This window comes from Actinopolyspora biskrensis (assembly GCF_013408175.1).
In the GTDB taxonomy this organism is placed as follows: Bacteria; Actinomycetota; Actinomycetes; order Mycobacteriales; family Pseudonocardiaceae; genus Actinopolyspora; species Actinopolyspora biskrensis.
Genome location: NZ_JACBYW010000010.1, coordinates 67,388 through 86,495, shown reverse-complemented (window position 1 = coordinate 86,495; position 19,108 = coordinate 67,388). Strand labels below are relative to the sequence as shown.

Annotated in this window: 15 protein-coding genes; 4 read left to right on the top strand and 11 right to left on the bottom strand. The window is 69.3% G+C overall.

Annotation, left to right across the window (positions count from 1 at the left end; all coding sequences use genetic code 11):
• Positions 1-217 precede the first annotated feature (217 nt).
• Complete coding sequence (locus FHR84_RS20920; protein WP_179537251.1) at positions 218-685, top strand: Imm1 family immunity protein; 468 nt, start codon at positions 218-220, stop codon at positions 683-685.
• A gap of 83 nt (positions 686-768) precedes the next feature.
• Here FHR84_RS20920 and FHR84_RS20915 read toward each other — a convergent pair whose 3' ends face one another.
• From FHR84_RS20915 to FHR84_RS20905, 3 genes are all read right to left on the bottom strand, one after another.
• Positions 769-1,542 carry an SDR family NAD(P)-dependent oxidoreductase gene (locus FHR84_RS20915; protein WP_179537250.1) on the bottom strand — a complete coding sequence of 258 codons (774 nt, stop codon included), beginning with the start codon at positions 1,540-1,542 and terminating at the stop codon, positions 769-771.
• Positions 1,543-1,776: 234 nt separating this feature from the next.
• The gene (locus FHR84_RS20910) at positions 1,777-2,547 is read right to left on the bottom strand and encodes a type III secretion system chaperone family protein (protein ID WP_246300869.1); all 771 of its coding nucleotides are present in this window, start codon (positions 2,545-2,547) and stop codon (positions 1,777-1,779) included.
• A 91-nt stretch (positions 2,548-2,638) separates the two neighbouring features.
• Positions 2,639-3,298, bottom strand: a complete 660-nt coding sequence (locus tag FHR84_RS20905) for a TetR/AcrR family transcriptional regulator (RefSeq protein WP_179537249.1) — start codon at positions 3,296-3,298, stop codon at positions 2,639-2,641.
• 84 nt (positions 3,299-3,382) lie between these two features.
• Between FHR84_RS20905 and FHR84_RS20900 the strand changes: the two genes are divergently transcribed.
• Positions 3,383-4,618: an MFS transporter gene (locus FHR84_RS20900; RefSeq protein ID WP_179537248.1), complete on the top strand. Its 1,236-nt coding sequence runs from the start codon at positions 3,383-3,385 to the stop codon at positions 4,616-4,618.
• A 297-nt stretch (positions 4,619-4,915) separates the two neighbouring features.
• Here the strand turns inward: FHR84_RS20900 and FHR84_RS20895 are convergent, their stop codons facing one another.
• The gene (locus tag FHR84_RS20895) at positions 4,916-5,764 is read right to left on the bottom strand and encodes an alpha/beta fold hydrolase (protein ID WP_179537247.1); all 849 of its coding nucleotides are present in this window, start codon (positions 5,762-5,764) and stop codon (positions 4,916-4,918) included.
• A 92-nt stretch (positions 5,765-5,856) separates the two neighbouring features.
• Between FHR84_RS20895 and FHR84_RS22125 the strand changes: the two genes are divergently transcribed.
• Complete coding sequence (locus FHR84_RS22125; RefSeq protein ID WP_218863558.1) at positions 5,857-6,462, top strand: CGNR zinc finger domain-containing protein; 606 nt, start codon at positions 5,857-5,859, stop codon at positions 6,460-6,462.
• Between the two features lie 264 nt (positions 6,463-6,726).
• On the opposite strand, the gene clpB is transcribed toward FHR84_RS22125, so the two are convergent.
• Positions 6,727-9,309 carry an ATP-dependent chaperone ClpB gene (gene clpB / locus FHR84_RS20880; RefSeq protein WP_179537246.1) on the bottom strand — a complete coding sequence of 861 codons (2,583 nt, stop codon included), beginning with the start codon at positions 9,307-9,309 and terminating at the stop codon, positions 6,727-6,729.
• A gap of 1,485 nt (positions 9,310-10,794) precedes the next feature.
• Here clpB and FHR84_RS20870 point away from each other — a divergent pair.
• On the top strand, positions 10,795-11,457 hold the full coding sequence (locus FHR84_RS20870) for a response regulator transcription factor (protein ID WP_179537244.1): 663 nt from the start codon (positions 10,795-10,797) through the stop codon (positions 11,455-11,457).
• Between the two features lie 160 nt (positions 11,458-11,617).
• Here FHR84_RS20870 and FHR84_RS20865 read toward each other — a convergent pair whose 3' ends face one another.
• From FHR84_RS20865 to FHR84_RS20840, 6 genes are all read right to left on the bottom strand, one after another.
• Positions 11,618-12,955, bottom strand: coding sequence for an MFS transporter (locus FHR84_RS20865; protein ID WP_179537243.1), 1,338 nt, complete (start codon positions 12,953-12,955; stop codon positions 11,618-11,620).
• 48 nt (positions 12,956-13,003) lie between these two features.
• On the bottom strand, positions 13,004-13,900 hold the full coding sequence (locus tag FHR84_RS20860; RefSeq protein ID WP_343075364.1) for an alpha/beta hydrolase: 897 nt from the start codon (positions 13,898-13,900) through the stop codon (positions 13,004-13,006).
• Positions 13,901-14,037: 137 nt separating this feature from the next.
• On the bottom strand, positions 14,038-15,510 hold the full coding sequence (locus FHR84_RS20855) for an FAD-dependent monooxygenase (protein ID WP_179537242.1): 1,473 nt from the start codon (positions 15,508-15,510) through the stop codon (positions 14,038-14,040).
• Between the two features lie 217 nt (positions 15,511-15,727).
• The gene (locus FHR84_RS20850) at positions 15,728-16,672 is read right to left on the bottom strand and encodes an aromatase/cyclase (protein ID WP_179537241.1); all 945 of its coding nucleotides are present in this window, start codon (positions 16,670-16,672) and stop codon (positions 15,728-15,730) included.
• Positions 16,673-16,866: 194 nt separating this feature from the next.
• Positions 16,867-17,652, bottom strand: a complete 786-nt coding sequence (locus FHR84_RS20845) for an SDR family NAD(P)-dependent oxidoreductase (protein ID WP_179537240.1) — start codon at positions 17,650-17,652, stop codon at positions 16,867-16,869.
• A 49-nt stretch (positions 17,653-17,701) separates the two neighbouring features.
• Entirely contained in the window at positions 17,702-19,102 is a 1,401-nt protein-coding gene (locus FHR84_RS20840) for an acetyl-CoA carboxylase biotin carboxylase subunit (RefSeq protein WP_179537239.1), read from the bottom strand.
• Between the last annotated feature and the right edge of the window lie 6 nt (positions 19,103-19,108).

Below are 19,108 nucleotides of genomic sequence, written 5' to 3'. Positions count from 1 at the left end.
AGACCGGTGATGCGCGACGACATCCGGAAACGACTCCCGCAGATCACCGAGGCCACCCCCACCGGCGAGCTACCGGCAGCGATGCGGGCCGCCGAACACGTCCGGACCGTGGTCCGCTCGGGTGCCGGACCGCGGTCTCCGCGATCCTGCCGAAAGGCTATGTGCTCGATGTGTACGAGCCAGGCGCGACACGACCAGTACGAATCGAGGGACAGGCATGACGACGATCGACACCGCGACCGTGCTCACGGTCATGTTCGACCAGCACCGCGGGTCACAGTACGCCTACACACCCGAGGAAACCGCGACGCTGCTCGACCGCGTGGTCACCGAATCCACCGAGGGAAACCGCACCACCCTGGTCACGGTGTGGGACCGCCCCGCCCGGTCGCACCACGACGAGGGCGAACCCCAGTACCCGCCTGCCTATCTCCGCGTCGCGGTTGATCCCGACACCGGGTGGGGCGCGATGACCTGGATCGGCACCGCCGAGGTACTGGACACCTTCAACCCACACGCCCCCGAGGACGCCCCCGAACTAGTGTTCGCCTGCGATGGCCCCGACCTCCTGCCCGCCTCAGCCTCACTCCCCCAAACCGACGTGCGCCGGGCCCTGACCGAATACACCCACACCGGGACACGCCCCACCACCGTGCAGTGGCAGCAGGGCTACCTCGCCCTCTGAGAACCGGCAGTCCCGGAAGGGGAAAGCCACGGCGACCTACGCCCGGGCCCCGCCCCGAGCGCGAAGCGAGCGGAGCCGCCGGATCAGGTGCGCCCGGGTGCTGCCCTGGTCACGATGAGCCGCTGCAGCCAGTTCGGCAGCAGCCGCCCCAGGAACACGAGCGCCTTGTACTGAGCTCCGGGAACGGAGACCGTCCGCCCCTTCCTGAGGTCGTCCATCGCCCCGTGCACCAGGCCGTCGGCGTCCAACCAGAACGCACGCGGCAGACCGCTCATCTCCAGTTGGGCCCGCTGGTGGAACTCGGTTCGGGTGAATCCGGGGCACAACGCCATCACGCGCACCCCGCTGCCCGCCAGCGAGACGGAGAGCCCCTCGGAGAAGGTGGTGACCCAGGACTTCGTGGCCGAGTACGTCGACCCGGACATCGGGAAGAAACCGGCCACACTGGACACGTTGATCACGTCACCGCGCCCCAGCCCGCGCATCACCGGAACGGCGGCGCGGGCCAGCCGCAGCACGGCCGTCACGTTCAGATCCACCTGGGCGCGCAGGGTCTCCGGATCGGTGTCCCAGAAGGCCCCCGAGGTGCCGAAGCCCGCGTTGTTCACCAGCAGGTCGATCGGGCGGGTGGGGTCCTCGAGGCGCTGCTCGACCTCGCGGAGGTCGGCCTGTTCGGTCAGATCGGCGGGAATCGGCTCGCTGGACGTCCCGTAGCGTTCGCGCAGTTGCTCCGCCAACGAGCGCAGCCGTTCCGAGTCGCGGGCAACCAGCACCAGATCATAGCCTTCGGCGGCGAGCCGGCGGGCGAAAGCCCGTCCGATACCCGCCGTCGCACCGGTCACGAGAGCGGTAGACATGCCCCGAACCCTACCCGCACGAGTGACCGGCCCCCTCCCGCGAGGCCTGTGCGAAGCCGGCCGGTGCCGCGCCGGAACCGCGGGACGGGGAGCGGCCGACGGGTGGGGCTCCCACTCGGATGTCGGCACCCCGCCCGCGAGACGAGCACGCTCCGGTGCAGCGGACGGCTCCGTAAGGGGCCGTCCGCGCACCGGATCACCCCCTCGCGCGAGGAACCGTTGCCGTGCCTGCGGTCAGGCCGTTCCGCCCTCCACCGACTTCCCCGTCCCGGCGTCGGCATCGAGCTCGTCCGCCGTGTCGTCCGCGGGCTCCTCCGCGGCGTCGTCCTCCGCGGAACGCTCGGAAGGCCGGTCCTCGTTGGGGTCCACTTCGAACGGATCGACCAGGTCGGCCAGCTGTCCGAGGGCGCGCAGGGCGTTCTCCAGCTGCGCGGGGTCGGCGGCGCCCGGTTCGAGCGCGGCCAGCACCCAGTCGCTCTCGGCCCAGACGACGGTGACGTCGTCACCGAACTCCTCGACGGCGTCCACCACGTCGGGGGTGACGTTCGGACGTGCCGTGGCCACGTCGCCCACGAACGCGTAGCGCGAACCGACCGGACCGAGCAGGTCCAGTTCGGACTCGTGCGGCACCGGCACCTCGGGCAGCCACAACTCCAGCGTGGTCGCGATCGGCCTGCGGCACCGCAGCCCGACCAGCACGGCCACGGTCCTGCCACCGACGACCAGGTCGAGCACCGAGACCTGGCGCCGACCGTCGGCGGTGAACGTGGATCCCGCGACGATGTCGGTGGCCACGGCTCCGCTGTACTGCGGCAGTAATCCGCGTCGCCACTTGGTCGGCAGCACCTGGTCGTACTCGGCGAACTGCCATCCGCGCAGCGCCGCCCAACGTCGTCTTTCCCGGTTTTTGGCCGTCCGCCGCGCGCGGTCGGTGATCAGCAGCGCGACGCCTGCCGCGATCGCGACGGCCGCCACGACGAACCAGACCCATGCAGGTATGCCCACACGCGCAGGGTAGTCCGCCGACGAATCGCTGCGAAGATCACCTGCCTTCGATTCCGCCGCGAACCGCGGAATCCGCGGAGGAGCGGAGCGCTCACCCCGAGCCGACTCGCTCCTCCGCGGGCTCGGAGTCCGCGCCGCCCTCACACATCCGTCGCAGTTCCTCCCAGTCCGGAGCCGCCCCCGGGAGCGGGACGGAGCTGTCCCGCAGGCCGGGCAGCACCAGGGCCAGGTAGCGCGCGCGCAGCTCGGCGCGGCGCGGCTCGTCGGTGGCGAGCGGGGGGTTGAGGTGCTTGAACAGCACGAACACGTCCGCGGCCCGCAGGTCGCCGCGCAGTCCCCCCGCGTGCTGCGCCGCCGCGACGAGCTCCTCCACTCGCGAGATCATCCGATCCCTGAGCGTGAGGAGTTCCTCCGAGAAACCCCGGCAGTCCGCGTGAGGCGGCAGCACGACACCGATACCGGTGTGTTCCCGCAGACACCCGTGCATGAACAGCTCGAAGGCCTTCCAGGGGTCGGATTCAGCTTCCCGGGCGGTTTCGGCCTCGGCGATGATGCGGCTGGTGGCCGCGATCCGTACGTGCTCGGCCAGTTCCCGCTTGTTCGGGTAGCGCCGGTAGATGCTGGCGACCCCCACTCCGGCGAGCTCGGCTATCTCGGAGATGGGGGCGGCGAATCCCTGCTGCGCGAACACCTCGCGAGCCGCGTTGACGACTCGTTCGTCGTAGTCCGTCGCGTGCTGCGCTGTGGCCATGCCCACATGCTAACTCGGAGCGGAATGCTCCCCTCCGAAGCCGTGTTGGCCGGAGCGGAATGATCCGTTCCGGTGAGGAGAATCATGCGATCAGGACCGGACGTCGAAACGACTCCCCCACCTCCCACGCGCCCCGCGCGCGGCCGAACCCTCTCGCGAAGGGGCTCGTTCGCACTCGCGGGGTCCGTGCTCGCGGTCTTCCTGATGGCCTCCACGGCGCCCTCCCCCATGTACGCGATCTACCAGCGCGAATGGCACTTCTCCAGCACCGTGCTGACGGTGGTCTTCGCCGTGTACATGGTCGGGATACTCGCCGCGCTGCTGCTGTTCGGCTCGCTGTCCGACCACCTGGGCCGCCGCCCGGTGCTGCTCGGCTCGATAGCGCTGGAGACGATCTCGCTGCTCGTGCTGGCCCTGGCTCCCGGAGTCGGGTGGTTGTGCGTGGGACGCGTGCTGCAGGGACTGGCCACCGGCGCCGTGACCAGCGCGGTCAGCGCCACGCTGCTGGATTTCCAACCACGGGGAAGCGGACGTGGACCGCTGGTGAACGGAGTCGCCGCGGCGGGCGGCATGGCCGTGGGCTCGGTGCTGGCCGGAGCGCTGGTCCAGTTCGCCCCCGCCCCGACCGAACTCAGCTACCTCGTGCTGATCGCCGCCCTGGTGCTCCTGTTCCTCGGGGTGCTGGCGATGCCCGAACCGGTGACCGAGCGGCGGGCCGAGCTGAAGCGGGTGCTGCGCCCGCAACGGCCGACCGTGCCGGAGGGCCGGGGACGGACGTTCGCGCTGCTGGCCACCACGATGCTGTCCGCGTGGACGATCGGCGGAATGTTCATGTCGCTGGGGCCGTCGGTGGCGAGCGGACTGGTCGAGAGCAACTCCCACTTCGTCGGCGGGCTGACCGTGACGGTGCTGGCGGGCGTCGGCAGTATCGCGCAGGTGCTGGCATCGGGTTGGCACGGCACGCGCGCGGTGCGGCTGGCCGTCCCGCTGCTGCTGATCGGGCTGGCCGCCGTGGCCGTGGCCGTGGTCGCCGGCAGCGCGGCGCTGCTGTTCTCCGGATCCGTCGTGCTGGGCGCGGGCTGGGGCCTGATGTTCGCGGGCGGCTTCCGGATGCTCAGCGCGCTGGCCACACCCGAGCAGCGCGCGGGCACCTCGGCGATGATCTACGTGGTCGCCTACCTGTCCGCCGGGGGGTCCAGCATCCTGCTCGGCTACCTGACCACGCTGTTCGGGCTGCACAACGCCACGATCGTCTTCGCCGCGGCCGCGGGGGCGTTCGCCGCGCTGGCCGGGATCGGCAGCGGCAGGCAGCGCGGCTGAACCCTTCGAACCGGGAAAGAGGCGGCGCGAGGTCTCGGAGGGACACCCCGCCGAGGAATCCGCGTGAGCCGGAAAACGTGCCGGTTGGTCCGGCGATCGGCGGTCACTCAGCCCCGACGCGGCGGAACACCGGCGGACGAAACGCGGTACCGCCGGGCCCGTCTCCGGTGGCTCGCTCACCGGGATCCGGGTCAACGGCGTGAGTCGGCCCGGCCAACAGGTGGGGACGGTTGGCCCCGGGCTGCGGTTCGGTCGCGAACGCACCGGATCCGCCCGGCTCGGACCGGTCGCGTCCGATCAACGGTCGAGCCGACGCAGCGAGTCGAGCACAGCGGCCACGACCGCTTCGGGCGCGTCGTCGGGGACCAGGTGCCCCGCTCCCGGCACGACGCCGAACTCGGCGTGCGGCATGCGTTCGGCCAGCGCCCGGCCTGTCGCGAGGGGGACCCACGCGTCCCGCTCGCCCCAGAGGAGGGCGACCGGACAGCGGATCTCCCCGTAGCGGTCCTGGATCTCGTCGGTGTAGCGGTCGTCCATCTGGGCGATCTGGCGGTAGAACGCGGACTGTCCCCGTTGCCCCACCCAGGGTTCCAGGTAGTAACGCATCTCCTGCTCGGACAGCGACCGGCACAGCGCTCCGCCGATGTAGGCGCGCAGGACCGCCTCGTGGACGTAGCCGGGCAGCTCGGCGAACGCGTCCTCGTGGCGCCGAGCGGCCTGCACGAGCTCCGAACCGTGCGGGCTGAGCGCGACCGGGTCGATCAGCGTCAGGGACCGGTAGTCCCGTCCGTCGAGCAGGTGCGCGCGCAGCGCGGTGGTTCCCCCGAAGTCGTGACCGACCACGTGCGGGGACTCGAGCCCCCAGTGGTCGAGCAGCGCGGTGAGAACCAGGTTCTGCACGCCCAGTGAGACGTCCTGTCCCTCCTGCTGCTCCGAGCGGCCGTAACCGAGCAGGTCGAAGTAGTACACCCGGTGGTCCCGGGCGAGTTGCGGCGCGATACGTCGCCACACCACCGAGGAGAACGGCGTGCCGTGCAGCAGGACCACCGGTTCACCCTCTCCCACCACCCCGTGACGGATCTCCTGCCCCCGGAACTCGAACGTCTCGGGCGGACACCACGTGTCGCGCGTCGATGTCTCGAACACTACTAACCCCTTTTATTTGATTTATGGTTAGTATGGTCGTGGCAACGACCTCGAGTCGTCAACCCGCCCGTCGACGCGTTCTCGGAGGGAACATGGCCACATGGACGGCTGCCTCGTTGATCGGCGGCCATCCGGCGCTCGACTTCGTCAACACCGTGGGAGGACGCACCAAGGACCGCGACGTGGAGTACCTGCGCGAGTTCGCCGACGCGGCCGACTGGGCGCGCGCGGTCGAGCTGCTCGACGAGGACGAGCACGAGTACCTGCTGAACCGCGCCGAAGCGGACCCGGCCGAAGCGGACGAAGCGCTGACGGAACTGCGTGAGCAACGCGAAGCCCTGCACGAGTTCCTGCTGGCCGGCGTCGAGCGCACCGCTTGCGAACCGGGTGTGCGTGACCGGGTGAAAGCCGACGTCCTGGCAGCGCAGCGCCAGGCCGAACCCTCGGAGCGGTTCCACGCCCAGCGGGCCTGGGAGTTCGACACCACATCACTGGGACCACGTCTCGTCGCCCGCAGAGCAGCCCTGGCGAGCGCGGCGCTGCTGCTCGGCGAACGGAGATCGCTGGTGAGCACGTGCGGCCGGTGCTCGTGGCTCTTTCTCGACCCGTCACCGAGCGGCCGCCGCCGGTGGTGTTCCATGGCCATCTGCGGCAACAGGGCCAAGGCCGAACGCCACCAGCGTAATCAGCGATCGTGAGCCCGGCCGCGGCGCGAAGCCCGGCGACTGCTGCGACAGGGCGGCTCACCGCCGACGCACGAGTGGACGTCAGCATCGAACGCGCGTCCCACGTACGCCCACGTGGGACACCACTCCGGACACGACGCCCCGGAGCGGTGGCGGACCACCCGCGGCGGGGAGCACTCCGCACCGCACGGCCTCCTGCGTCCGGCAGCGCCCGGCCGCCGGGCCGCACGCCGTGTTCGGCGCACGGCACCGGCTGCCGAGCCCGCCCACTCCGGCTCACTCCGCGGCCACGGTCAGCGCGGACCCCTCGGAACCGACGTCGACGACCACCTCGTCGCCGTCCTTGATGTCGCCGGCCAACAGCTTGCGGGACAGCTCGTCCCCGATGGCCGACTCGACCAACCGCCGCAGCGGCCGCGCCCCGAACACCGGGTCGAACCCGTTGACGGCCAGCCACTCCTTCGCGGCCGGGCTCACGTCCAGCGTGAGCCGCCGCTTCGCCAGCCTGCGCGCCAACCGGTCCACCTGGATGTCCACGATCGAGGTCAACTGCTCGGTGGAAAGCGCGTGGAACACCAGCGTGCCGTCCAACCGGTTCAGGAACTCCGGCTTGAACTGGCTGCGCACCACCGTCATCACGGCCTCGTCCCGTTCGGACTCCGAGAGGTTCCGGTCCGCGATGGCCTGCGAGCCCAGGTTCGAGGTCATGACCAGGATGGTGTTTCGGAAGTCCACCGTGCGCCCCTGGCCGTCGGTGAGCCTGCCGTCGTCGAGCACCTGCAGCAGCACGTCGAAAACGTCCTGGTGGGCCTTTTCGACCTCGTCGAGCAGCACCACGGAGTAGGGACGCCTGCGGATGGTCTCGGTGAGCTGGCCGCCCTGGTCGTAGCCCACGTATCCCGGTGGCGCGCCCACCAGCCGCGCGACCGAGTGCTTCTCGGAGTACTCGCTCATGTCGATGCGCACCATCGCGCGCTCGTCGTCGAAGAGGAACTCGGCCAGTGCCTTGGCCAGCTCGGTCTTGCCCACCCCGGTGGGACCGAGGAACAGGAAGGACCCCATCGGCCTGTCCGGATCGGCCACCCCGGCCCGGGAACGGCGCACCGAGTCCGAGACCGCCCGCACCGCCTCGGACTGCCCGATCACGCGGGAGCCGATCGCGTCCTCCATGCGGAGCAGCTTGGCCGTCTCGCCCTCCAGCAGCCTCCCCGCGGGGATACCGGTCCAGGCGCTGACCACCTCGGCCACGTCGTCCGGGGAGACCTCCTCCTGCAACATCGCCTTGGAGCGGTTCTGCGCCTCGGTCGCCGCCTCCAGCTCCTTCTCCAGCTCCGGTATGCGGCCGTAGCGCAGCTCGGCCGCCTTGCCGAGGTCACCGTCGCGCTCGGCGCGCTCCGATTCGCCGCGCACCGATTCGAGCTGTCCCTTCAGGTCCCGAACCCTGTCGATGGACTCCTTTTCCTGCTGCCAGCGCGCGGTCAGCTCGGACAACCGCTCGCGCTGGTCGGCCAGCTCCTGGCGCAGGGTCTCGAGCCGTTCCCGCGAGTCCGGGTCCTGCTCGGCCGACAGCGCCATCTCCTCGATCTCGAGCCTGCGGACGGCGCGCTCCACCTCGTCGATCTCCACCGGGCGCGAGTCGATCTCCATCCGCAACCGCGAGGCGGCCTCGTCGACGAGGTCGATGGCCTTGTCCGGCAGGTAGCGATCCGTGATGTAGCGGTCCGACAGCGTCGCGGCCGCCACCAGCGCACCGTCGGTGATGCGCACGCCGTGGTGCACCTCGTAGCGCTCCTTGAGCCCGCGCAGGATCGCCACCGCGTCGTCCGGACTCGGTTCACCGGTCATGACCTGCTGGAACCTGCGCTCCAGCGCGGCGTCCGTCTCGACGTGCTTGCGGTACTCGTCGAGCGTGGTCGCGCCGACCATGCGCAGCTCGCCGCGGGCCAGCATGGGTTTGATCATGTTGCCCGCGTCCATGGCGCCCTCACCGCTCGCGCCCGCGCCCACGATGGTGTGCAGCTCGTCGATGAAGGTGATCACCTGCCCCTCGGACTCGGTGATCTCCTTGAGCACGGCCTTGAGGCGTTCCTCGAACTCGCCGCGGTACTTGGCCCCGGCCACCATGGACCCCACGTCCAGCGCGACCACGCGCTTGTCGCGCAGCGACTCGGGCACGTCACCGGCGACGATGCGCTGGGCCAGTCCCTCGACGATCGCCGTCTTGCCCACGCCGGGCTCGCCGATCAGCACGGGATTGTTCTTGGTGCGCCGGGACAGCACCTGCACGACCCGGCGGATCTCGGTGTCCCTGCCGATGACCGGGTCGAGATCACCGCCGCGGGCGCGCTCGGTCAGGTCGAGGCCGTACTTCTCCAGCGCGTTGTAGGTGCCCTCCGGATCGGGGCTGGTGACCCGCGCCGAACCGCGCACCTTGGTGAACGCATCCCGGAGCGCGTCCGGGGTGGCGCCGTCGCGCCGGAGCAGCTCGGCGACCTGTCCGCCCTCCGTCGCCAGGCCCACCAGCAGGTGCTCGGCCGAGACGTACTCGTCGCCCAGCTCCGTGGCCAGCTGCTGGGCGTGGGTGAGGGCCTTGACCGACTCCCGCGAGAGCTGCGGGGTGGAGACCGTGGACCCCGAGGCCGCGGGCAGTCCGCTCGCGAGCTGCTCGCACTCGGAGCGCACCCGAGCCGGGTCGGCGCCGACCGCGGACAGCAGGGGGGAGGCCAGTCCGTCGCTCTGGGCCAGCAGGGCCCCGAGCAGGTGCGCGGGGGCCACATCGGGGTTGCCCGCCATGGTCGCGGCCTGGGCTGCGGAGGAGATCGCCTGTTGGGTCTTGGTCGTCGGGTTGAAAGCGTCCATTCCTCACCTCGTCGTGATCGGGAACTCGTCCCCTTCGTCCGCGCCTGCCGGGTACCCCTTCGACTCCGATACCCGTGGGCGGCCACCGGCGACAACTGCTTCGCATCAACCGCAGAAGCAAAGTTGAGTCTATCTGACTCAACTATAACGACACGGATGCACTCGCGTCATCCTCGATCACACTGTCGCGCAGACCACCGCTCCGAACGGCGGCGCACTCCGGAAGCTCCTCCGCCGCCGGCAGCGGCCCACGCCCGGCATCACGGTTCAACGGGTCGCACGGGACCCGCGGGCCGACGAGCGGCGTCCACCGCTTCCACTCGGTGAGGGCGTTGCCCCGACCCCCGGGCCGGAGGCGTCGGAAACCCCGACGTGCAGCACCCAGCCGGGGCGCACGACGTCGTCGAGCGCCCGCGGCGCCTCCTCCAGCGGCGTGTTCCACCCCCACAGGTGAACCCGGCACGGATCGATGTGGTCGGTGCGCGGCTTCCGCGCCGTCCGCCTCCGCGCAGGTGTCGATGACACGTGGCCTCCTCCCGGACCCCGTCCCTTCCGGAAGAGTGCGCGGCCTCCGGGAAGAACTCCGACCCCCGGAGCCCGGTTCGACCCAGAAGGCGGCAACGCGTTCACACCCCTCCGAACACCGCTCCACCGACACGGAAGCCGCACCCCTCGAAATCCTCCGCTGGTCGACCTCGAGCCCCCTCGGACCGAACTCCCACGGTTCGAGCGCACGAGCGCGCACGAAGCTGTTCACGGAAATTTTCCATTCGAGTGGTTTCCCGGAAAGAAGAACATCCCACTCGTTCAGCCGAACGCGAAGCGCGGGACCACACGGAGTGACTCCCACGCCGACCACCTTGCCCTCTCCGCCACTTCCCTTCACGTCCGCGCTCGAACGAACAAAGCACCAAGCGATCCAAACGAAACCCCCACCCGCGCGAGGAGTGACAAAGATTACACACCGCCGCGGAAGCGGCGGACGCTACCCCGTTCTTACGACATCGACCGCCCCCAGAGGCACCCCAAACACTGCTCCATCCGAAGCAGAGCCCGGGGGCGCCGCAAAACGCGTTACACACACGGAAGGCACTCACGAAATGAAACGAAATCCAAACTCCACCCCCTTAGACCGACAGGAGCGCGAAAACGGTGAGCACGAACACCATTAATTATCTTGAACAGTTCCAGATTAGCCCTGACACCCGATAGGATGATAAACTTCGTCCGTATCCACGGAGAGCGAACACGGGAAGACGATCCACTGGGGAGGATCCGTGATTCTGGGGAACGCGGTCCGGTAGCAACGCCACACCGTCGCCGTCCTACCGGAGGACACCGCAACGCTACCCGTCGGGAAGACGCCGAGCACCGTCAGCCGAACCGCTGAATTCCACGACGGTCAAAACACGCACCAAATTAGAGCCCGTCTGGGGAAGGAAAGCTTCTGCGGCGCTGGGTACACACAACTGGGGAGGGTTTCAGTTGAACTTACTTGTCGCGGAGAGCGATGCCGCTCATCCCGAGATCCTGGCGGATGATTTGCGCCGGCACGGTTTCTTCGTCGACACCGTACACACCGGATCCGCAGCGATAGAGGGGTGCCGGACGGCCGATCTCCTGCTGCTCGAATTGGGATTGCCCGACATAGACGGACTCGAGATATGCCGCCGCATCCGGACGGACTGCGACGTCCCCATAATAGCCATGAACAACCGAAGCGACGAACCCGACCGCGTCCTGGGGCTGCAAATGGGGTTCGACGACTACGTGACCAGACCTTTCGGGATTCAAGAACTGGTCGCCCGCATAACGGCCGTTCTGCGCCGCACCAAGCAAACCGGGGTCACGCGAAGAAGGATCACGCACGGTTCCATGGTGATAGACCTGCGCACGAGGGAGGTGGAAGTCCGTGGCCGATCGGTTCACCTGACCCGCAAGGAGTTCGACCTGCTCGCACTCCTCGCCTCCGATTCGGAAACGGTGTTCACCCGAAAACAGATAATGTCGAGGGTCTGGAACGACGAGTCCTCGTTGTCCAGTCGCACCATAGACACCCATGTCGGATCGCTGCGTTCCAAACTTGGGTCGACCACGTGGATCACGACGCTGCGGGGTGTCGGTTTCCGGATAGGGCAACCCCAGTAACGGGAGGGAAAGAGCGGAGAGAGCTCGCGCACTAACTGTTCGGCTTCCCGCCGGGAAGCACGAGCGGGAAAACCGAAGCCGTCCGGCACGGTCCGGTCCTCACGAACGCGATCGGACCGTGCCGGACGTTCCAGGACACCACCGTCCGGGAGTTCGCCGCCTAGCTAGCCGGCGGGGCCGCGCGCACCGCACCACCCCGGCGTGCGGCGACGATCCCGCAGACGAGTGCCGGTACGAACGACACGACACCGCCGAGCAGCAGCGGCGACCGCGGTCCCAGATGCTCCGCCGACCACCCGGCCAGAAGGCTGCCCACAGGCGTTCCCCCGAGCAGCAACAGCATGTACAGCGCGAGCACGCGTCCGCGCATCTCGGCACTCACCGACACCTGGATGGTGTTGTTGGCCGTCAGGATGAAGGTCATCTGTGCCGCGCCGATCACGAGGAGCGCAGCCGCGAAGGGGATCAGCCAGGGCAGGAAGGCCGCGAGCGCCTCGCAGAAACCGAACGTCAGCGCACTGCCCACCAGCACCTCTTTCCGGGGGCGGCCGTGCGAACTCCGCCAGGCCGCCAGGACCGCTCCGGTCAGGGTCCCCGCGGCCAACGAGGCGTGCAACATCCCGAAGCCGAACGAGCCGAGCCCGAAGACCTCACCGGCCACCACGGCCAACGAGGTGTTGAAGGTGATCCCGAAGGTCCCCAGGAAGAACACCATGGTCAGAACCGGGATCAGGTCGGGACGGTTGCGCACGTAGGACAGACCTTCGCGCAGCCGCCCTCTTCCGGACGAAGCGGTACTGTCCCGGCGCAGCGCCGCCGGGTCCATCATGTGCAGCGTCGCCACCACGGCGAGCATCGAGGCGGCGTTGAACAGGAACAACCACCCCGTTCCGCTCAGGGTGATCAGATAGCCCGCCACGGCCGGTCCCGACATGCGGCAGGTGTTCATGATCATGGAATTGACGGCGACCGCGTTGCCGACCCTGTCCCCGCCCACGATCTCCATGACGAACGACTGCCGAACGGGCATCTCGACGGCCCCGCAACACCCCAGCACCAGGCACAGCAGGTAAACGTGCCACAGCTGGACGACACCGGTCACGTCCAGCAGTCCCAACGTCAGGGCGGACCCACCGGCCCCGTACTGCAACGCGATCAGCAACAAACGCTTGTCGAAGCGGTCGGCCAGCACACCCGCCCACAGCGTGAACAACGGCATCGGCGCGAACTGCAGGGCGATCGCGACTCCGAGCGCCACGGGGTCACCGCCGGATATCTCCAGCACCAGCCAGTCCTGGGCGATGCGCTGCATCCAGGTGCCCAGCAGGGAAACGACCTGGCCCCCCGCGTAGAACCGGAAGTTGCGCACCCGCAGCGAGGAGAAGACCGAAAGAACCGGGCCCGGCCGGGGGGCCTCCGAACTCCCCGGCCGGGATCGCTCCTCCGAACGCGGTGCGACCGCCCCCTCGCTTCCACCACCGGACACAGACCCCGACATTTCCCACCTCTCCCAACGTGCTCGCTCCCGGTTCGGAAGTCCGCGCGGTCACCGCCGCCCCGCTCCGCTGGCCCGAACGCAGTCCTCGGCGAACGCGAGAGCACGGAGGTGGTAGGACCTGGCGGCCCACCCGAGACTTATGTTGTGCCCGGCCCCCTCCTGACGATCCACCCGCACGCGGGAGGAGCCCAGCAGAGCCGTCAGTTCCCCGACCGATTCCTCGTCGTGCCGCCACCACAACTCGTGCTCGGAGAAGGTGAAGCGCACGGGCGAGTGCACGCGACCAGCGATCCCGGGGAAGAACCGCGGCCACCGCGCCGCTTCCTCGATCTCCACGGGAGGCATCGGAGTCAGCAGCGAGCGGGCCGCGGAGAAGGTGCTCTCCGGGTAGAACCTCGAAGCACCCCAGTGCAGTCGCCACACGTCCCTGCCGGACGATTCGAGGAAGCTCCTGACGTCGACGGCGTGACGATGCCCGCATCCGGAGAGGTCCAACCCCACCAGACCGCGGTGCTCGTCGGAAGCGGCCATGCACAGCGCCACTTTCCCTCCCGAGGAGTGGGCCACCAAGAAGAACCCCGCGCCCACGGCACGGTCGGCCGCGAACCTCTCCAGGGCCCCGTGCAGACAGCCCGCCTGCTCCTCGAGAGTCCCGCCCTCGGGCATCCGCTCCGCCGACAGCCCGTACCCGGGACGGTCCACGGCCAACACCGTGAAACCGAGCTCGGCCCCCAACGTGAGCAGGGACAGACTCGGATGAGCACGCCCGTGGAAGTATCCCGCGCGCATCCCCCCGCCGTGCAGGGCGACGACCACGGCGCGGGGCGGGGACCGCCGTGGTTCTGCCAGCAGCGCGGAGAGCGGCACCCCGTCCGCCCCTTCCAGAACCACGTCCCTGACTTCGGGCGACGCGCCCGACGACTCCGAGCACACAGGTATCAGCACTCCTCAGTACGCTTTCGGGCCGCCCACGGCACGTGGCGCGGACGAACACCGGGGATGTGCGTGGCACGGCCCGCGACCGGACGCGGGCCGAGACCGCCGGTCATCGGCACCGGACGTCCCGCTCCTCCCGCCGCCCCTCAGCTCGGTTCGGGGGCGCCGAACCACGCGGTCAACGCGCTGCCGAGTTCCTCGGGGGGCGGGTCCACGGCCACCACGTGGCCGTCCGGCCGGACCAGCACCCGGGTGAGACCGTCCAGGGCCCCGCCCGACGGCACACGTGCCGTCACCGGCAGGACCCTCCGCCGCCACGGCTCCAGGACTTTCCGCGCGTCCCGGCCCGAGCGTTCCTCCGGGGACAGTTCGAGCAGCACTCCGCCACCCGCTCTGAGGCACTCCACCGTGCTGGTGGTCCCGGTGTCCGTGACCAGCTCGCAGTGCGGCAGCCGCGCGCCGAGCAGAGGATGGCCGTCCCCTCCCACGTCGTAGCGCACGTCCAGACCACTGAGCATCCCGGTCAGGTGCTCGCGTACCTCGTCGAACTCCAGCATTCCACGCAACAGCCGCCGCATCGGCTCCATGTCCGGACCACCGAGCAGCAGATGCGCCTGTGCCCCGACGTTGGAGAGCACGCGGGCCGCCACGGGGTGCCGTTCGGAGTGGTAACTGTCCAGCAGCCCCTCCGGGGCCCGGCCGCACACCTGCGCGGCCAGTTTCCACCCCAGGTTCACGGCCTCCTGCAGTCCCAGGTTGAGCGCCTGCCCGCCTGCAGGCATCTGCAGGTGCGCGGCGTCCCCCGCGAGCAGCACGTTTCCCCGCCGGTACAGATCCACCTGACGGTTGGCGTCCCCGAAGGAGTCCACCCAGATCGGGCTCCCCCCGGTGATGTCCTCACCCGTGATCCGGAACCACGCCGCTGCGACCTCCTCGAAGGAGGGGGGACCGTCCCGGTCCCGTGCAGCGCTCCCGAACTCGTGCGCCATGACGCGGGTGACCCCGTCCGGCCGCCGGGCCGAGATGGCCAGACCTCGCTCGTAGCGCTGGAAGCTGCGGTCGGCCACCTCGATCCCCGCCACGTCGGCCCGGAACAGCTCCCGAGTGGCGCCGGTCCCCGGAAAGTCGAAACCGGCCAGGTCCCGCACCACGCTGCGTTCACCGTCGCAGCCGACCAGGTACCGGGCGCGCAGCTCGAGCCCGCCCCGCGGGCCCTCGACCGCGGCTTCCACCCCGTCCCGACCGACGGAGAGGTCCCTGAGCTCGTGACCACGCCAGATCTCCGCTCCCAGGTCCCCGGCACGTTCCTCCAGGACGGCTTCCGTCCGGAACTGCGGAACCTTCCAGTGTCCGGGGTGGACACTGTCCACACCGCTCATGTCGAGCGGAAGCCCACCGAAGTGCCCCGAGGGCTGGTACTGGACCTCCCCCAGCGCCTCGAGCAGCCCGCGCTGATCGAGCACCTCCACGGTTCTGGAGTTCAGCTGGGACGCCCTGGACTCCCCGGTGGGCTCGAGCAGCCGTTCCACGACGACCACGTCCGCCCCCGCCAGGCGCAACTCGCAGGCCAGCATCAGCCCGACCGGGCCCGCGCCGACCACTATCACCTGAGTTCGCATATCTCTCCTCGGAGACCGGCCGACGACTTGGTTCGGCGGCTGGGGAACCGACGGCTGAATCGGCGCCCCGCCGCGTCGCGGGGCACCTCGAGCGGCCGCGCGCACGTGCCCCGCGACCCTGCGAAGCGTCCGACTCAGTCCCCGGAGCACCTCGGCCCGTCCCGGCTGGGCGCTCGAGCGGACGAACCGAGCCGCCGGAGGTCTCGACGACGGTGGTTCACCGTGGCTTCTCGACCTGTTCCCTGACGTGCCCGAGGGTGCTGAGGCTGTTGGTGCTCAACGCGTTGTGCACGTACTCCCGCGCCTTCTCGACCCCGGCGTCCGCGCCGAGCACCCCGGTGATGTTGTCCTCGTTGAGCACCACCGTGTGCCGCGAGGTCACGGCCACCCCGTCGCTCTCCTCGACGAAGGTCCACAGCCCCGTGTGCAGCTTCATCAACGGCGGGAGCACGATCTGCTTGTAGGAGACCCTGTCGTTTCGGAAGCACACCCGTATGGACTTCGTGGTGTGCACGGAACCGTCCTTGGCGCGAGTGTCCATCTCGAGCGTTTGCAGCCCCGGCGTTTCCTCGTCCATGCGCACGGTTTCCACGTGCGGCAGCCGCTCGGACCACAGGTTCGCCTCGTTGATGAAGTCGTAGGCGTCGGCCACCGAACCGTTCATCCGCACGGTGTCGGCGAACTCCATCTTCAGCCGCGACTCGCTCGCGGCCATCTCTGCCTCGGCCTTCATGGCCGCGAGCTCGGAGTCGCTGTTCCCGTCCACGGCCCTGGCTATCCAGGCCAGGTTGTCCGGGTCGTCGTCAACGGCGCGGTACTGGTGCGACAGTCGAACCCTGGACTCCGTGTCCGAGACCGGCTCGACCGTCCAGCAGCCGCCCATGCTCGCCACCGGTGGCTGCGACACTTCCTGCCTGAACTCGACACGTCGCCGCACCGGATCCAGGTACCGCACCGATGTCCAGGTCTTCGCCGCACCGTTGGCGGTCGCCCACAGCCTGATCCGTTCCCTGGTCTCTCCCCTCTCCAGGTGCTCCACGTGCACCGTCGGAGGAAATATGTTCGGCCAGTTCGCCACGTCGGCCACCAGGCCGTAGACGACATCGGCGGGCGCGTTCACCGTGATCCCGTGCTCGACCTCTTGTTCCCCGGTTTCCACCATGCTCGCTTCCTCGGACTAGTTCTGGGCGGGCGACGGAACCGCCGCCCGCGAACCTTGGACATTCTTTTTCCGCGCGGAGAAACCCGCCCCCGAAAAAATAAAAACACCGCAGACGCCGAAAAAAATCGGCGCACGCCGGCAGAGAAAAGGAAATTGAAAATGCTCCGGCCGCGCTTCCGCGCCGGAACCCGGAATCAGAAGTTGCCGAGCCCGCCGCACACGTTCAGGGCCTGCGCCGTCACCGACCCGGCCCTGTCGGTGACGAGGTATCCGACCATCCCGGCCACCTCCTCGGGCGTGGAGTACCGACCCATCGGGATCTTGGCCTGGAACTGCTCCAGGATGTCCTCCTCCGTGGTGTTGTACACGGACGCGTACCGCTGCCGTATCCCCTCGGCCATGGGGGTCTCCACGTAACCGGGACACACCGCGTTCACCGTTATGCCGGTCTGCGCGAGCTCCTTGCCGAGCGCCTTGGTGAAGCCGACCACCCCGTGCTTGGAGGCGGAGTAGGGCGCTCCCAGGACCACGCCCTGCTTGCCCGCCGTGGAGGCGATGTTGACGATCCTGCCCCAGGACCTCTCACGCATCCCTCCCGTGTTCAGCACCTCACGGGTCATCCGGAAAACCCCGTTGAGGTTGGTGTCGACCACGTCGTGCCACAGCTCGTCGAGGATGTCGGCGGTAACACCTCCACCGCCCCTGCCCGCGTTGTTCACCAGAACGTCCACCGGCCCGTAGCCGTCGACGGCCGCGGAGACGAAGCGACCGACGCTGTCCTGGTCACGGATGTCGCAGCTCGTCCCCTGGACCTCCAGCCCCCGGGAACGGAACTGCTCGACGGTCAGCTTCACCTCGTCGGCGTCCCGGGCCCCGATGAACACCGCGTGCTCGCTCTCGGCCAGGTCCCTGGCCACTTCGAGACCGATCCCGCTCGTGGCGCCCGTGACGACAACGGTCCTCCGATTTCGGTCGGACATGCTCTCTTCCCGCCTCTCCACAGTTTCGAACAATCGGGACGCGCCGGAATCAGGCCGCCCCGGAAACACCTTCTCCGGAACTTCTCGAACCGGGTTCCCCGCGTTCCCGGAGAATCCGGTCCACGATCGTCGTGTCGTGTTCGCCGGCCCGGAAACCCGGATCCGCCACGACCTCGCGGAGGAATCCGATGGTGGTGCGAACTCCCGCCCCCTCGACCCGGAACTCCTCCAGAGCACGGTCCATACGATCCAGCGCCCGCTGCCGCGAAGGCGCCCAGACGATGAGCTTGGCCAGCAGGGAGTCGTAGGAAGCGGGCACCCGGTATCCCGGGTAGCCGTGGGTGTCGACCCGGACGAAGGGGCCACCCGCCGGCCGGAACTCCCGCAACACCCCCGGCGTCGGTGCGAACTCCGCGTCCGGGTTCTCCACGTTGACACGGCACTCCAGCGCCGCCCCGTGCACCGCGACGTCCTCCTGGCGCAGCGTCATCGGGTGCCCGGCCGCTATCCGCAGCTGCTCCTGGACCAGATCCACCCCCGTGACCATCTCGGTCACCGGGTGCTCGACCTGGATGCGGCAGTTCACCTCCATGAAGGAGAACTCCCCGTCCGGGCTCACCAGGAACTCGAACGTGCCGGCCCCCACGTACCCCGCGGCGAGGGCCCCTTGTACGGCGACCCGCCCCATCTCCTCCACGAGCCCGCTCGGAAGCCGCGGCGCGGGGCTCTCCTCGATCAGCTTCTGGTGCCTGCGCTGGACCGAGCAGTCCCGCTCCCCGAGGTGAACGGCGTTGCCGAACCGGTCGGCCAGCACCTGTATCTCCACGTGGCGCCCGTTGGGGAGGTAGCGCTCGACGAAGACCTGCGGATCGCCGAACAAGGCCAGCGCTCCCGCCCTGGTCTCCTGGTAGGCGGCCTCGAACTCGGCGCTGTCGTGCACGACGCGCATACCGCGACCGCCGCCGCCGGCAGCGGCCTTGATGATCACCGGGTACCCGATGTCATCGGCCAGGCGGTGGGCCTGTTCCGCCGAGGAGAGCGGATCCAGGCTCCCGGGCAGCAGCGGTAGTCCCGCCTCCGACATCAACCCCCGCGCGGCCGTCTTGTCCCCCAGCCGTGCCGTCACTTCCGACGGAGGACCGATGAAGACGAGCCCGTTGTCCGTGCACACCTCGGCGAAGTCGGCGTCCTCCGAGAGGAAGCCGTACCCCGGGTGCACGGCGTCGGCACCCGCGCGCAGCGCCGCTTCCACGACCGCGGGGATGCTGAGGTAACTCCGCTTGGACGGACCGGGTCCGATTCGCACCGCCTCATCGGCGTAGGAGACGACGGCGGACTCGCTGTCCTCGGTGGAGTAGACGGCCACCGTCCGGACCCCCATCTCCCGGCACGCCCGTGCCACCCGCAGCGCGATCTCCCCGCGGTTGGCGATCAACACCTTGTCGAACACGGCGCC